This is a genomic window from Rummeliibacillus sp. BSL5 (genome assembly GCF_052928305.1).
This window is the reverse complement of sequence record NZ_JAVGCV010000001.1, coordinates 131,389-145,586: the sequence shown is the minus strand read 5'-3', so window position 1 is coordinate 145,586 and position 14,198 is coordinate 131,389. Positions and strand designations below refer to the sequence as shown.

Annotated in this window: 18 protein-coding genes; 3 read left to right on the top strand and 15 right to left on the bottom strand. The window is 34.7% G+C overall.

Annotation, left to right across the window (positions count from 1 at the left end; translation table 11 throughout):
• Positions 1–104: 104 nt before the first annotated feature.
• From RCJ93_RS00750 to hmpA, 6 genes are all read right to left on the bottom strand, one after another.
• Positions 105–1,193, bottom strand: a complete 1,089-nt coding sequence (locus tag RCJ93_RS00750; protein WP_149032010.1) for a M42 family metallopeptidase — start codon at positions 1,191–1,193, stop codon at positions 105–107.
• Between the two features lie 68 nt (positions 1,194–1,261).
• Positions 1,262–1,705, bottom strand: a complete 444-nt coding sequence (gene dut, locus RCJ93_RS00745) for a dUTP diphosphatase (RefSeq protein WP_066788752.1) — start codon at positions 1,703–1,705, stop codon at positions 1,262–1,264.
• Positions 1,706–1,759: 54 nt separating this feature from the next.
• Positions 1,760–2,026, bottom strand: coding sequence for a DUF1294 domain-containing protein (locus RCJ93_RS00740; protein WP_223823558.1), 267 nt, complete (start codon positions 2,024–2,026; stop codon positions 1,760–1,762).
• Between the two features lie 81 nt (positions 2,027–2,107).
• Positions 2,108–3,748: a DUF5776 domain-containing protein gene (locus tag RCJ93_RS00735; RefSeq protein ID WP_150284777.1), complete on the bottom strand. Its 1,641-nt coding sequence runs from the start codon at positions 3,746–3,748 to the stop codon at positions 2,108–2,110.
• Between the two features lie 413 nt (positions 3,749–4,161).
• Positions 4,162–4,401, bottom strand: a complete 240-nt coding sequence (locus RCJ93_RS00730; protein ID WP_147195933.1) for a hypothetical protein — start codon at positions 4,399–4,401, stop codon at positions 4,162–4,164.
• A gap of 166 nt (positions 4,402–4,567) precedes the next feature.
• The gene (gene hmpA, locus RCJ93_RS00725; protein WP_150284778.1) at positions 4,568–5,755 is read right to left on the bottom strand and encodes an NO-inducible flavohemoprotein; all 1,188 of its coding nucleotides are present in this window, start codon (positions 5,753–5,755) and stop codon (positions 4,568–4,570) included.
• Between the two features lie 169 nt (positions 5,756–5,924).
• On the opposite strand from hmpA, the gene RCJ93_RS00720 reads away from it, so the two are divergent.
• Entirely contained in the window at positions 5,925–6,362 is a 438-nt protein-coding gene (locus tag RCJ93_RS00720) for an RrF2 family transcriptional regulator (protein WP_066788764.1), read from the top strand.
• Between the two features lie 107 nt (positions 6,363–6,469).
• Here the strand turns inward: RCJ93_RS00720 and rplT are convergent, their stop codons facing one another.
• From rplT to infC, 3 genes are read right to left on the bottom strand one after another with little or no spacing between them, the layout of a single operon-like run.
• Positions 6,470–6,829, bottom strand: coding sequence for a 50S ribosomal protein L20 (gene rplT / locus RCJ93_RS00715; RefSeq protein WP_066788767.1), 360 nt, complete (start codon positions 6,827–6,829; stop codon positions 6,470–6,472).
• A gap of 42 nt (positions 6,830–6,871) precedes the next feature.
• Positions 6,872–7,072 carry a 50S ribosomal protein L35 gene (gene rpmI / locus RCJ93_RS00710; RefSeq protein WP_066788770.1) on the bottom strand — a complete coding sequence of 67 codons (201 nt, stop codon included), beginning with the start codon at positions 7,070–7,072 and terminating at the stop codon, positions 6,872–6,874.
• Positions 7,073–7,104: 32 nt separating this feature from the next.
• A complete protein-coding gene (gene infC, locus RCJ93_RS00705) occupies positions 7,105–7,611 on the bottom strand; it encodes a translation initiation factor IF-3 (protein ID WP_066788772.1) in 507 nt (168 codons plus the stop codon).
• A gap of 428 nt (positions 7,612–8,039) precedes the next feature.
• Between infC and RCJ93_RS00700 the strand changes: the two genes are divergently transcribed.
• Positions 8,040–9,248: a glycosyltransferase gene (locus tag RCJ93_RS00700; RefSeq protein WP_223823559.1), complete on the top strand. Its 1,209-nt coding sequence runs from the start codon at positions 8,040–8,042 to the stop codon at positions 9,246–9,248.
• Entirely contained in the window at positions 9,229–9,951 is a 723-nt protein-coding gene (locus tag RCJ93_RS00695; RefSeq protein ID WP_190323438.1) for an HAD-IIB family hydrolase, read from the top strand. The genes RCJ93_RS00700 and RCJ93_RS00695 overlap by 20 nt, the downstream gene beginning before the upstream one ends.
• Before the next feature lie 77 nt (positions 9,952–10,028).
• Here the strand turns inward: RCJ93_RS00695 and RCJ93_RS00690 are convergent, their stop codons facing one another.
• The 6 genes from RCJ93_RS00690 to RCJ93_RS00665 form a co-directional block, all read right to left on the bottom strand.
• A complete protein-coding gene (locus RCJ93_RS00690) occupies positions 10,029–10,412 on the bottom strand; it encodes a hypothetical protein (protein ID WP_446738130.1) in 384 nt (127 codons plus the stop codon).
• A 24-nt stretch (positions 10,413–10,436) separates the two neighbouring features.
• The gene (locus RCJ93_RS00685) at positions 10,437–10,934 is read right to left on the bottom strand and encodes a barstar family protein (protein ID WP_150284781.1); all 498 of its coding nucleotides are present in this window, start codon (positions 10,932–10,934) and stop codon (positions 10,437–10,439) included.
• A 119-nt stretch (positions 10,935–11,053) separates the two neighbouring features.
• Positions 11,054–11,338 (bottom strand): hypothetical protein, encoded by a 285-nt coding sequence (locus tag RCJ93_RS00680; RefSeq protein ID WP_150284782.1) that lies wholly within the window; start codon positions 11,336–11,338, stop codon positions 11,054–11,056.
• Positions 11,338–12,282 (bottom strand): anti sigma factor C-terminal domain-containing protein, encoded by a 945-nt coding sequence (locus RCJ93_RS00675; protein ID WP_446738129.1) that lies wholly within the window; start codon positions 12,280–12,282, stop codon positions 11,338–11,340. Before RCJ93_RS00675 ends, RCJ93_RS00680 begins: the two co-directional genes overlap by 1 nt.
• Positions 12,283–12,288: 6 nt before the next feature.
• A complete protein-coding gene (locus RCJ93_RS00670) occupies positions 12,289–12,771 on the bottom strand; it encodes a sigma-70 family RNA polymerase sigma factor (RefSeq protein WP_446738128.1) in 483 nt (160 codons plus the stop codon).
• A 418-nt stretch (positions 12,772–13,189) separates the two neighbouring features.
• A complete protein-coding gene (locus tag RCJ93_RS00665; RefSeq protein WP_446738127.1) occupies positions 13,190–14,173 on the bottom strand; it encodes a 3-oxoacyl-[acyl-carrier-protein] synthase III C-terminal domain-containing protein in 984 nt (327 codons plus the stop codon).
• Between the last annotated feature and the right edge of the window lie 25 nt (positions 14,174–14,198).

Sequence of the window (14,198 nt, the reverse complement as noted above, 5' to 3'; positions counted from 1 at the left end):
GTCTATTGTATATATGTATAATTATAAATTCAAGTGTATTTTTATGATATTTTAGACATACAAAAAAGGAAGCCAATAAGTTTTGACTTCCCTTTTCAGAATGACTAATCAAAAATAATGTTATTCACAGTCTCGCGATCTAGTTTTTTGATGACTTCTATGATTAATTTTACTGTGTTGTCAAAATCATCACGGTGTAAGATTCCTGCATGCGAGTGAATATATCGTGTAGCAATTCCAATAGATAAAGCTGGCACACCATTTGCTGTTAAATGTATAGAACCTGCGTCTGTACCTCCACCAGGAATTGCTTCATATTGATAAGGAATATTATTTTCTTCAGCTGTATCGACAACCAAGTCTCTTAAACCTCTATGAGCAACCATAGATGCATCATAAATAATGATTTGTGGTCCGTCACCCATTTTGCTGTTTGATTCTTTTGGCGTTACTCCTGGTGTATCTCCTGCAATGCCGACATCGACTGCAAAACCGATATCCGGGTTAATTTTATGTGTAGCTGTTTTTGCACCACGTAGTCCTACTTCTTCTTGCACTACGCCGCAGCTGTAGACGATGTTTGGATGTTGTTCATCTTTTAATCCTTTTAATACCTCAATAGCAATCGCACAACCAATGCGATTATCCCATGCTTTTGCAAGTAAGTGTTTTTCATTTTTCATGACAGTAAATTCAAAGTATGGCGTTACCATATCGCCTGGACGTACTCCCCATGATTCCGCTTCTTCCTTAGAAGTTGCTCCAATATCAATAAACATATCTTTAATTTCATAAGGTTGCTTACGTGCTGATGCCGGCAAGATATGCGGAGGTTTTGAACCGATAACACCCACAATTGTTTCACCTTTACGTGTTACGATTTGGACACGCTGAGCAAGCATTACTTGCGACCACCAGCCGCCAACCGTTTGGAATTTCAAAAATCCCTTGTCATCAATTTGCGTGATCATAAAGCCGATTTCATCTAAATGCCCTGCAAGCATAATTTTCGGTCCATCTGGATTTCCGACTTTTTCTGCAATCACGCTGCCAAGATTGTCATTCTCCACTTTATCTGCATATGGCTTCAAGTACTTTGTCATAACATCGCGTGCTTCTTTTTCGTTACCCGCAATACCGCGTGCATCTGTTAATTCTTTAAACATCGTTAAAGTTTCATCTAATACAACCACTATTTCGCCCCCCTAAGTATCAATACTTATTCATTATAATGCTAACAGTGGTAATTTTCAAAATAAAATTAAAACTTGCCTGAAGAACCAAATCCTTTTTGGGAACGGTCTGACTGAGAAACTTCTTTTACTTCTTCAAGATTCACAGCTAATACTGGTGCAATTACCATTTGAGCGATTCGCATATGCTTTTCTACTAAGAAATCCTCTTGTCCATGATTAATTAATATAATTTTGATTTCGCCTCTATATCCTTCATCGATTGTACCAGGGCTATTTAGCACCGTTACGGAATGCTTTAATGCTAAGCCGCTTCTAGGTCGTATTTGTGCTTCTGTCCCCATAGGCAATTCAATGATAATACCAGTTGGTATTAACGCAGATTCACCCGCTTTGATCACGGTATCTTCCACAGCAAATAAATCTAAACCTGCGTCCCCAGGATTGGCGCGATATGGTATTTTGGCATCTTTATGTATGCGTTGTATTTTTAATGTTAATGAATAATCCATCTTTTTTAACCTGCCTTTTATAAATATTTCTTCTCCATCGTATCGAAAAAGAAATCAATTGAAAAGAAATAACATTATACTAATATCGATAATTGCTAAAACTGTAAAACCGATAACAAAATGAATTCTTCGCGATTTATGATGAAATACCATCATGCCTAGCCATGTTCCAACAGCACCACCTATCAAGGCAATAAACCATAACCTTTTTTCAGGGATACGCCATCGCTTATAAATTGCCTTTCTTTTATCCACCCCCATTGTGACAAAACCAATGAATGAGATAACAATAAAATAGATTATATAATAGGTAGATTTCAAAATAGAGTTCTCCCTTATGTGATATTTATAAAAATAAAAACGCCATTCAATCTATTGCTGAATGGCGTGTTTTGGAATCAATTATTTTGTTTCCTGTACATACGATTTGTTGGCTGTTAAGTATTGGCCTGAAGTAGTTTTCAATCGTGGTGTACCATTTTTATCAAATGCGATTCCGGCAATATCAAGGACCGTGCCTTTTTTGATAGTTTTAACAGTTGTAGCTGATGAGAATACTGTACTGTTGTATAAAGTTGCAGAGGCTTTTGTTACAATCACTTTCTCAGGTGTTTTAGTGAAGTAATTGTCAACTGTTGAGATTGTTTTTATCACATATGCTTTATTTGCAGTGATATATGTGCCTTTGCTAGTTTTTAATCTAGGTGTGCCGCCTGCTGTATATTCAACATCTGTAATGTTTACAACATCACCTTTATCATAGCTACCTGTTTTTGTATCACTGTTAAATGTCGTGCTATTATAGTGTGTTACATTATCTTTTTGGATAACTACTTTTTCTGGTGCTTCTGTATAGTAATTGTCAATTGAAGATATAACCTTTTTAACATACTGTTTGTTAGCTGTAATATACGTGTCATTAGCTGTTCTTAATCTTGGTGTGCCGCCTGCTGTATATTCAACACCTGTAATATCAATCAATGTATTTTTAGGTAATGTTCTCAACTTGTTTAAAGAAGTAAAGTTTGTGGTACTATAAGTACTAGCGCCACTAGCTTTAGAAACAACAATTTTTGCAGGTGGTGTTGTATAAAAATCACTAATATTTGAAACTACTTTTGTTACATATTTTCGATTTGCAGTAATGTACTTGCCATCTGTTGTTTGAAGGCGTGGCGTTCCACTCTTCGTATATTTTACAGCTTTAGTAGATAGAATTGTGTTTGCTTTTACTGTTTTAACTTTTGTAGATGAAGAAAAGTTCACACTGTTATAAAGGGTTGCAGAGCTCTTTTTCACTACAATTTTTTTAGGGTTTGTACGATAATAGCTTGAAGTTCCTGCTAAAGTGATATCAGGTTTGAAGAAAGTTTCTAGCGTCTTGCCATCTTTCAGCTTATTCAAATCCACATTTCCAGCAATACCCAAAACATTCCCTTGGCTAGTATACTGCCAAAGATCATAATCTTCCACTGTTGGCTTTTCCCAATTCTCAGCTACATCATCATTGTTACCGTAGCGTGCAATCCATAGGAAATCTCTGTTTTTTACGTTTTGCAAACCATATTGTTTATAGTAAGCGTCACCTGTATAAAGACCTACAGGTTTATTGCTAATGGCTTTTAGTTTGTTTATGAAAGCTGTTGTATTTGCGACAATATCGCTTCTTGTGAAACCACTATCAGTAGCTTCTACATCAACTACATAGAATTTTGTTTGCTTGCTAGCTCTTGTATAAAAATTAACGGCTTCTTCTTCAGCTTGCGCTTTATTTGTGTAACGCGCATAACCATATACGCCGAATGGAATTCCGTGTTCTTGTGCTGATTTTTCATAGCTCTTATGATATGAATCTTCTAAACTACCGTCTTGAGTACGGATAATGACAAAATCCAAATCCTTACTTGCTTGACTCCAATTAATATTTCCTTGCCATTTCGATATATCTGCGATGACAGGTTCTTTAGCTAATGCGACATTTGTACCTACTAAACAAAATATAGCTACTGCCATTAGCATAACTATATTTTTAAGAATCCTCATTCCTATTCCTCCTAGTATTAGTAATATTACTAAATATTGACCTTACTAAGGATAGCAAAATTTTAGTAGAATTAACAGGTAATATTTTTATCAATATTGTTACAAAACTTACAATTACGTCTCATTTAAATATAAAAATTATGCTTATCTTGTAAAATAAGAATACAATTTGAACTAGTTATAGTATTTTTTTTAGATAAATTTAACCTGGATGTTTGTTTACAATATTTTTTTACAATAGTACTTTACAATTATAGGCCATCTCATCTAGTAGTTGATGCGTTACATATGTATAATGCTATCGTTCGACATTTCGTTCATTTTAAATTAGGAATGATTTCTTAATATAAAAAAGCGAGATATCGTAGAAACGAAATCTTGCCTTTTAAATGTCCTTATAAGATAGCTATATTTTATTTTTCGCCAAAGCTCCCTGAAAATTGTTTTACCGCTGCTTTAACTTCTTCTAGTTTTTCAGGTTTTAATAGAGCAATCATTTTCGGAATGAATTCTTGAATATCTTCTTGTGAAAATGTTCCCTCATCTTGTTTTTTGAAATTTTCTAAAAGAATTTCTCTTGCTTCCTCTTCTTTTCCCTCTTGAACTCGTTGTAAAATAAAGCGCAAAAACATTTCTTGACCTTGTTTATCCATCTTAACTCTCCTTAATAAAGTTAATTTTCAGACCTTTAATGATCTTCTTCCATTATATCATCAAACCAAACAGGGGAATACTTGTTTGTTTAACAGTTAGTAGCTTTACTATTCAATCTAAAAAATCAAGGGCCGAAGCATCAGCCCTTAATTGAGTAGCATTTAATTATGCCTTAACAGTAACGTTCAATTGTTGTGCAGGTCCGAAGAATTCAAAGTGAATTTGTGATTCCTTGAAGCCTAATGCATACAACTGGTTGATAATAGCTTCCATAAATACAGCTGGACCACACACATATACATCATTTTCAAGACTCACATTTTCTTGTAAGAATTCTTTTGTGATATAGCCTACTTCATCTGTATTTAATGCGATATAACTTGCATTTGACATTTTCGCAATATTTTCTTGGATCTCGTTATCAAATACATGCAAGTTAGAAGTACGAGCGCTATGAATCAATGTTGTTGTTCTGTTTGCATCAAGTGCTGCTAATGTGTCGAACATTGCCATTAGAGGTGTAATGCCCACGCCGCCTGCGATAAATGTTACTGGCGCTTTAGAAGCTAAATCTAATTGGAAGTCGCCAGCTGGTGCGCTTACTTGGATGCGGTCTCCTACTTTAGCTTGGTTGTGCAAGTATAGAGACACTTTACCTTCTGGGTCATTAATGTCTTCCCGTTTTACTGAGATACGGAATGCTTCGTTATTTGAAGCTCTAGATAAGCTATATTGACGATTGTGAGTAAATTCATCACCAGGGATTGTTACTTGGACTGTGATATATTGACCTGGTTGATATTCTGGCAATACTTTACCATCTACTGGTTTTAGGTAGAATGATGTAATTTCTTCATTCTCTACTACTTTATTAGCGATTTCGAATTCTTTAAAGAATCTCCAACCACCTTGTTGTTTTTCAGCTTCTTGGTACATTTCTTCTTCTACAGAGATGAATGCATCTGCGATGACGCCGTATGCTTCTGCCCATGCATTAATGATATCATCTGTTGCTGCATCACCTAACACTTCTTTAATTGCACCTAATAAATGTTCGCCAACAATTGGATAATGTTCTGGTTTAATACCTAAACTTCTGTGTTTATGTGCAATTTGTTTAACAACCGGCATAATAGCACCAAGATTTTCAATGTGTACAGCAGCTGCATACACTGTGTTTGCTAGTGCTGCTTGTTGACGTCCTTTTGCTTGGTTTGCATGGTTGAAAATATTTAATAATTCAGGATGTGCTGCGAACATATTTTTATAGAAGGTTTTTGTAATATTATTTCCGTGTACTTCTAATACTGGTGCAGTTGATTTTACAATATCCATAGTTTGTTGTGATAACATATCAAACACTCCTTTTCTTTTAACAACTCAAAGATACACCTATCTAATTCTTAAAGCAATATTATAAATACATCTTTAACAAAAAAGACATATTTTAAATATATCTTTTAAAAAAGATGAATTCAGTCTAACATGGTATAATGGATATATAGAAATGGTGGTGATCCTCATGCGATTAACTTTGTATACTGATTACTCTTTACGTGTCCTCCTCTACCTCGGTGCGATGGATGCAGAAAAATTAGCCACAATCAAAGAAATATCAGAAGCCTATGGCATATCAAAAAATCACTTAATGAAAGTGACACATGAGCTGGGCAAACTTGGATATATAGAAACAATAAGAGGCCGCGGCGGCGGTATTCGTCTTGCATTAAAACCAGAAGAAATTGTACTAGGCAAAGTGATTCGGGAAACAGAAGAAGATCTCTATTTAGTCGATTGCTTCAACCCGGAATCCGTTGGGTGTATCATTTCACCTGTATGCAGCTTAAAGGGCGCACTAAATAAAGCCCTCCATGCATATATGTCGGTCTTGGATGAATATACATTAGCCGATTTTCTTCATTCAAAAGAGGAAATCGCTGCTATATTGTTTAATGATTAGCTCAATATATAATAAAAAACCTTTCGTTTGGACAAGAACGAAGGTTTTTTATTATCAAAAAAAGGCACAAAAAAACCTATGAAGTTAATCATAGGCTTTTTTTATAATTATTTCGCAACAGCTTTTTTAGCAGCGTCTGCTAATTGAGCGAATGCAGCTGCATCGTTTACAGCAAGATCAGCTAACATTTTACGGTTAACTTCGATTTCAGCTACTTTTAAACCGTGCATTAAACGGCTGTAAGAAAGACCGTTGATGCGAGCAGCAGCATTGATACGTGTGATCCATAGTTTACGGAAATCACGTTTCTTTTGACGACGGTCACGATAAGCATATTGACCAGATTTCATTACTGCTTGGTTAGCAACTTTATATAATGTATGTTTAGAGCCAAAGTAACCTTTAGCTAATTTTAAAACTTTTTTACGACGAGCGCGTGTTACAGTACCGCCTTTTACGCGTGGCATACAAATTACCTCCTGCTATTCATTACTGAATATATTATATTATTATTTAATGTTTGTAAGTAAAGATTTAATGCGTTTGTAGTCACCAGGTGAAACGATGTTAGCTTTACGTAGGTGACGTTTAGCTTTTGTAGATTTGTTTGCGAATAAGTGGCTGCCGTAAGCACGGTCATATTTTAATTTACCAGTACCCGTTTTTTTGAAACGTTTAGCTGCGCCACGGTGAGTTTTCATTTTTGGCATTTCGAATTCCTCCTAAACTGTTCGACTAAAACTTATTTTTTCTCGTTCTTAGGTTGAAGCACTAAGAACATACTTCTGCCTTCCATTTTCGGTTTTTGTTCAACCGTTGCAACGTCGGCACAAGCTTCTGCAAAGCGATCTAATACTTTTTGGCCAATTTCTTTGTGCGTAATCGCACGGCCTTTAAAGCGGATAGAAGCTTTTACTTTGTCCCCTTTTTCAAGGAACTTAATTCCGTTACGCAATTTTGTTTGGAAATCGTGTTCATCGATTGTAGGACTTAATCTTACTTCTTTCATCACGATGACTTTTTGGTTTTTGCGTACTTCGCGATCTTTCTTTTGTTGCTCGAATTTGAATTTACCATAATCCATGATACGAGCTACTGGTGGCTTGGCTTGAGGAGCCACAAGGACAAGATCCAAATTTGCACGTTCTGCAATTGTCAAGGCTTCATTGCGTGTTTTTACTCCAAGCTGATCACCATTATGGTCGATTACACGAAGTTCACGTGCGCGAATGCCTTCGTTTACATACATGTCTTTGCTAATAACAATCCACCTCCAAGTAGTGTCGCGAATACATGGTTTGGGCTAGTTGCCCGATGATCGGTACGGTACTTTCGATGTCCACAAAAAAAGGCGGACATTAGTCGAAATGTCCGCCCGCGAGATATATGTACACGCGAAAATGCGTGATCCGTTCTATCATAGTACCTGTCAACATCAAAAATCGAACAGGTGAGAAGCGGGCAGCCTCTACTTCAACCACAAACTTGTATTCATAACCTTAACTATAATAACATGCTCGCAAAACACTGTCAATTAATAATACAAATCTTCTTTTTCTCGACACAAACTCTTGCTTTCTTTCTCCGCAATGTTTCAATTTCAGTCTAAAAGGCTATAGAACAACATATGCTAGGTTTTCAGAAATTTTATTAATTACTTTAGTGGGGGAGAGAAAAATGTTGAAACAAAAAATATTATTTATTTCAGAACATGGTGATCCGCTTGTTCCACTTGGTAGTAAACAAGCAGGCGGGCAAAACAACTATGTTAAACAACTGGCGCTGGCTTTAGAAGAAAAAGATTATGAAGTAGATGTGATTACACATTGGTCAAATGCACAGTCGCCTCAAATAGAACATTTCGGAAAGAATAATCGCGTTATTCGCATTGCTGCAGGTCATATAGGAGCCATTGAAAAAGAAAAAATCTTTGACTTACTGCCTGCTTTTTATAAAGAGATGCTACAGCTGATTCATATAGAGGAATACTCACTCGTACACACGCATTACTGGATGTCAGGTATTTTAGGCAGCATGCTCAAGAATGAATTTAGCATTCCATGGGTGCACACTAATCATTCACTCGGCATAGCTAAGAAAAATGGTATTGGCGAAGCAAGTCAAATTCGTCTTCAAATGGAGAACAAGGTGCTTACAGAAGCTGATGAAATTATTGCTACCACTCAAAATGAAAAAGAGTTGATTGAGAGCACAGTTCCATCCCCTGCTCCTATCAAAGTGGTTTCCATTGGCGTATCTGCAAGGTATATTGAGACCCCGCTTAATCTACATCAGGATCCATACTACTTATATGTCGGCCGTTTGGAAAAACCAAAGGGCATTTATGTCTTACTTGAAGCCTTCAAATTATTATTACAGAACCATCAAGTGCCTGATGACATTAAATTATTTGTTATAGGTGGCAGTAAAAATGCCATCGATCACATGACAAACGATCCTAAAAACAAAGATTTACGCGAGGCAATTAAAGGATTTGAAGATCGTATCCTATTCTTAGGGCCAAAAACAGAAAAAGAACTTGCCGATTATTATCGCAATGCCATTGCAACTATTGTTCCATCATTCTACGAATCATTCGGCATGGTGGCAGCTGAAGCACAAGCATGCGGTTGCCCAGTTATTGCTTCTAAAGTTGGCGGATTGCAAGATGTCGTTCTCCCTAGACGGACTGGTCTTCATGTAGCGAGAGGCGATGCTGAAAAATTCGCTGAGGCAATGAATATCCTCTTAAACAATGAAGCATTAAATAAAGTGCTTGGGTATAATGCTAAAACAAATGCTGAAAAGCAATTTGACTGGTGCGAAATTGCTGGCCAAATCAGCACTATCTATAAGGAGTTACAACATGAATGCATTCAAAAATAACATTATTGCAACTGATTTAGATAATACATTAGTTGGTGACGAAGAAGCTCTTCGTACACTGCTTCATACAATAGAAGGATCATTCTCTACTATTTTTATTACAGGTAGGCACAAACAATCTACACTACAATTGTTAGAAGCACATGAGATTCCCCTGCCGGATATTTTGGTTTGCGATGCCGGGGCTACCATCTACACAGGGCCTGATTTCCAACAAGATATTGGCTGGAAACAGAAAACACAGGCACACTGGGAACCGGAACATATCAAATTCATCATGACCTTCCTTCCTTCAATTGCAAAACATCCTGTACCTAATGAAAATCGCCTATCCTACACCATTCAAGATGAAAATATAGTAGAAGCAGCTAAACTTCAACTAAAAAATGCAGAGATCCCTTGCCATTGCATATATAGTTCAGGGAAAGACTTTGATATATTGCCAGAAGGGGCTAATAAAGGCTCTGCTCTGCAATATGTAATAGAACAATATGCATCCGAAACAGCAAGAGTACTTGCAGCAGGTGATTCAGGAAATGACGAAGATATGCTAACTCAAGGATTTCCAGCTGTCGTCGTTGCTAACCATCAGCCTGAACTCGAAAAACTACGCGGTTATCCAAACATTCACTTTGCAGAACATGAATTTGCTGCAGGTATATTAGAAGGTTGGGAACATTTCTATTCACTTGTGAAGAAATAAGAAAGCGGCTTTCGTTCGAATACACGAAAGCCGTTTTATATTGTCTTCAAATGATACAGAGTTAATTTAGAATTAGTTTATCTAGGTACTGGTTCATCACATTTTTTTATAATTCGTTTAAATTTCTTATCATAGGATACACGATTAATAAAATTATAGTACCATTTTTGATAAACTCCATTTTCTCCATAATCATGGATAATTTTAAGGATATATATAAAGGTTGGATGGTATTCTAAAACTTCATTTTCTACCATTGATAATCCTTTATGAAAGTATTTAACTGCCTCTTTATACTTCTTAATTTTTGTTAACTCCATTCCTATATTAATCATAACGCTTGATCTCTCTCTTTTATCAGTCAATGTATCCAAACCGTTTTTCAGAGTTAAAATGGCTTTACTATGACATTTTATTTCTGAAAAGAAAGTTGCAAGATAAACAGTTTTTTTATACCCCATACTTACCCTCTTTTATATTTGTAACTAGAATAAATGAATTTCATTTATTTCCTTATTGGATTTTAGTTCATTCAATACAGCATCATCCCCATGAATAACAATATGGAAAGGGCTAGGTAAAGTAGGAAACGAATCATAATTCCTTCCTTCTCTCCATTCTTTAACCGATGAACCTAATAAATTCATAAAAATTCTTTTTTGTATTTTATCATTTTCACTTAATAATAAGTGGAAATCTTGGAAAAACAACACGTATTGTTTGCTATTTAGCCATTCTAAATCATTAAGACATTCATCAAGAGAATCCCAATAATTGTTGAAGTAAGAGGGGAATTCAAGTTTTTTCGCAAATTCTTTATAAAAGCGCCTCAAACTTTTACATTTCTCTCCCTCTACTAAAGCAGTAAAATTCCCACTGTTTTTGTAAGATTCTATTGTATGTTCATATAAATTTTTAAATAATTTCTTTTCATATGTCATATGAAAAAGTACTTCCATATTTTCAAAATCAATTGTATTCATGTTTTTCTCCTAACAAGTTGTATCGGCTCTGATATTATTTGTTTACAATAATACGTGCATTTTTTAAATCGATTTAAAAATACCTATATTATAATATAGGTGCATTAAATAATAATATTTTATGGATGATAATTAATTGTTAAACTTAAAACCGAGAGGATAACGACAAAGAGAAATAAAAAGATGCTGATACTAATACCATAAATACCATACACTCTACTTTGCTTTTTAAAAATTGCCATTATACCTAAACAAATTGCTATTAACGGTAGAGGGAACGCAATATTTAACATACTACTCGTCAACAAACTGGCATTAAGAAATACTAATCCTATAAAACCAAGAATGATTGAAGCTATGCCAGATAGATAAAAATAATCTCTTCTCTTAATAATTTCTATCATTAATTCTCACTCCATTCCCATGTTCCAACATCTTCAATTTTAATTCCTTTAATCTTATTATTACTCTTATTTTTTAAGATTTCCTCCACAGGTCCAACTACATTAAGTCCATATACTTTCACTCCGTTTTTTTTAATATATGAAAGTCTTTCTCCTGCTGCTATAGATTGTTGCCCTGTAATGTTATCTACCATTTCCTGATGGTTTTTCAAGAAAGTCAACTGTTCTTTAAATAACTCTTCAGCTGAATTTGTCTCTCTAAATGTTGAATTTTCAGGAGCCCTATTTTCCGTGGGAAAACCAATTAATGTTGCCTGTGCCCCCTCTGAATCTAACATTTTAGACTCTATACCCGTATCAACCGCATTCCATAAGACATTTATTGTTTTGTTAGCGAATAAACGGTGAATTCTTTTAGGGCTATATGATTGATCTAATAAGAAAAACGCTTCAACAATTGTGCCCTTAGGTAATCGTTCCAAGGAATCCCATTGCTTATCAGAGTCTTTTTCTACCTCGTTTAATACTAATTCATATGGAAAGCTAATTCCTTTTGGTCGCGGAATATTCATTCTATTATATTGTTTGAAGGCTTTACCAAACCCCATACTTGAGGAATATTCTCCTACCTCATATATTTTAGAACCATAACGCTTTAATAAAGGGGCTTTAATATTCAATCCTAATAAAGGGGTAAAAGCATTTTTCACTTTATTATCATCTATTCTTAATGACGGATCGGTTAGAGTATATACAGTTTCAATAGCTAAGATATGGTCATTTGCCTTATTGTTAACACTATAAAATATTACCGTAGATAAATAACTGATAGGCAAAAATAATAAGAGAATAGAAAAAATAACTATTATTGTATTCCACCTTGCTTTACTTTTAGCTTTTAATAAAATTTGCTTTTCAAATTCTTCATTATAATTGGGTTCCATACTCCTTCACCTCTTCAACTGATTTTTAATACTGGTTCTAGCTCGAAAAACTAAAGTTTTAAATTTCGACATCTTCATGCCCATAATATTTGCACCTTCTTCATAAGTAAAATTTTTAAAAACTTTCAAGGTTAAGGCTTTCTTTTGGTCTTTAGGTAACTTTTCAATAATTGCAATAATTTCACTGAATGTTTCTTTAAAAAGATAATCATTTTCGATGTCTATATTATCTTTAAGATTTAAAAAGAAATTATCCTCTGAAATTACAATTCGCTTTTGCTTTCTAAAATAATCCATACATGTATTCTTTGCGATAGTAAAAAGCCATGGTTTGATTGACTCTCCAGTATAAGAATCAATCGCAATATATGCCTTATAGAAAGTTTCTTGAAGTATGTCTTCCGATTGGTGAACATCAAGTGTAAAGCTATATATAAATCTAAATAAATCGTTAGTGTACTTACTAAATAATTCATCAATTATCTCCATTTCTCCCTCCCCTTCACTTAAACAACGCACAAATACTGATATCGTTTCACTTTTCTGTAATTTAACCCCGAAAATATATTGGCTATTATATAATCCAATGAAAGTATGTTCTTCTATAAGCCTGACAAACGTTTAGCAGGTAGATAGTTATTGTGATAAATGCTCACTAAAAAAGACCTTATTTCCTCATAAAGCAGAAAGAATAAGGTCGACATTTTTTACTGTCCTAACAATGAATAAGAAGTATAATTTGTTAAAAATTAAATATGTGCCCCAGTGTGCGTTTCTTTAATATAAACATTATTTTGCTTGCGATAATCTTTATTATATAGTAAAAAGACCTTATCCCCCTATGAGTTTAAGGTCTCCAGTATTAATTACTTCCTAACATGAGTGTGAATTATTTAATACAACATGATTAGTATTTTATAAGTGTTGCCACGAGTTCAAACCCTGCACCAATTGTCCAGAAAATCACATAATCATTTCGCTTTATTTGGCCAGACTTTACTCCTTCGTGTAAAGCTATAAAGGGACTGCTTGTACCTGTATAGCCAAACTCATCCCCTACGTATACCACTTGTTCATCAGTTAAGCTAAAATGCTCTTTAATTTTCTTAATGTTACTTAATGCAAATTGTGAAAAACAGTATTTTACTTCACTAGGATTTACATTGTTTCTTTTAAATAGAGTCTCGAGCATGCCATAGGTTGCATCCAGAACTATGCCACCATCAAATGGAATGGTTCTAGCATACTTTAAGTCACCTGTTTCTCGGATCCCCTTTGTTAATCCTTCTGCTGGATACATCATTTTCTCAGCAAAAACTGTATTTACATGATATGTAGAATCAATAAAACCAACATATTCTGTTGTTCTTTCTATAATCATAGCCGCAGCACCATCGGCGAAGCATGTATAACATAGTGGATCTTCAGGGTCACTAATTAAGGACCAATAATCCGCTCCGACAATTAATGCATACTGTAACGAAGTATTAGACTTCATATAATGACTGACTTGTTCTAGTGCTACCGTCATACCTGCACAATTCGCATTCAAATCGTATACAATTGTTTCTGCTTTCGGTTTAATAGCATCAAATAATCGAATAGCATTTGAAGGTAAAGTAGTTTCTGGCGTTTGTGAGGTAAAAATAATCATATCCAAATCTTTTGCAGTAAGTTTTGATTTTTCTAAAACAGCATTCACCGCTTTAATTCCCATTGTTAAGGGCGTTTCATTTGGATCATCGTTTATATATCGACGTTCTCTCCCCATTGCTTTTAAAAGACCCCGAACATCTTTTCCTTGTTTATCAAAATGCTCAGTATAATAATCATTACCTACACTGTTTTGAGGATGAAAAATAGCCACATCTTTAATTTTAATATTATTCATGCTGCAAAATTCTCCTTTGATGTTC

What these genes read in the sequence shown, in the direction of transcription:
- dut (WP_066788752.1), bottom strand. Translation starts at nt 1,705, where the DNA reads ATGGATTATTCATTAACATTAAAAATACAACGCATACATAAAGATGCC.
- RCJ93_RS00735 (WP_150284777.1), bottom strand. Translation starts at nt 3,748, where the DNA reads ATGAGGATTCTTAAAAATATAGTTATGCTAATGGCAGTAGCTATATTT.
- RCJ93_RS00730 (WP_147195933.1), bottom strand. Translation starts at nt 4,401, where the DNA reads ATGGATAAACAAGGTCAAGAAATGTTTTTGCGCTTTATTTTACAACGA.
- hmpA (WP_150284778.1), bottom strand. Translation starts at nt 5,755, where the DNA reads ATGTTATCACAACAAACTATGGATATTGTAAAATCAACTGCACCAGTA.
- RCJ93_RS00720 (WP_066788764.1), top strand. Translation starts at nt 5,925, where the DNA reads ATGCGATTAACTTTGTATACTGATTACTCTTTACGTGTCCTCCTCTAC.
- rplT (WP_066788767.1), bottom strand. Translation starts at nt 6,829, where the DNA reads ATGCCACGCGTAAAAGGCGGTACTGTAACACGCGCTCGTCGTAAAAAA.
- rpmI (WP_066788770.1), bottom strand. Translation starts at nt 7,072, where the DNA reads ATGCCAAAAATGAAAACTCACCGTGGCGCAGCTAAACGTTTCAAAAAA.
- infC (WP_066788772.1), bottom strand. Translation starts at nt 7,611, where the DNA reads ATGTATGTAAACGAAGGCATTCGCGCACGTGAACTTCGTGTAATCGAC.
- RCJ93_RS00700 (WP_223823559.1), top strand. Translation starts at nt 8,040, where the DNA reads ATGTTGAAACAAAAAATATTATTTATTTCAGAACATGGTGATCCGCTT.
- RCJ93_RS00695 (WP_190323438.1), top strand. Translation starts at nt 9,229, where the DNA reads ATGAATGCATTCAAAAATAACATTATTGCAACTGATTTAGATAATACA.
- RCJ93_RS00690 (WP_446738130.1), bottom strand. Translation starts at nt 10,412, where the DNA reads ATGGGGTATAAAAAAACTGTTTATCTTGCAACTTTCTTTTCAGAAATA.
- RCJ93_RS00685 (WP_150284781.1), bottom strand. Translation starts at nt 10,934, where the DNA reads ATGAATACAATTGATTTTGAAAATATGGAAGTACTTTTTCATATGACA.
- RCJ93_RS00680 (WP_150284782.1), bottom strand. Translation starts at nt 11,338, where the DNA reads ATGATAGAAATTATTAAGAGAAGAGATTATTTTTATCTATCTGGCATA.
- RCJ93_RS00675 (WP_446738129.1), bottom strand. Translation starts at nt 12,282, where the DNA reads ATGGAACCCAATTATAATGAAGAATTTGAAAAGCAAATTTTATTAAAA.
- RCJ93_RS00670 (WP_446738128.1), bottom strand. Translation starts at nt 12,771, where the DNA reads ATGGAGATAATTGATGAATTATTTAGTAAGTACACTAACGATTTATTT.
- RCJ93_RS00665 (WP_446738127.1), bottom strand. Translation starts at nt 14,173, where the DNA reads ATGAATAATATTAAAATTAAAGATGTGGCTATTTTTCATCCTCAAAAC.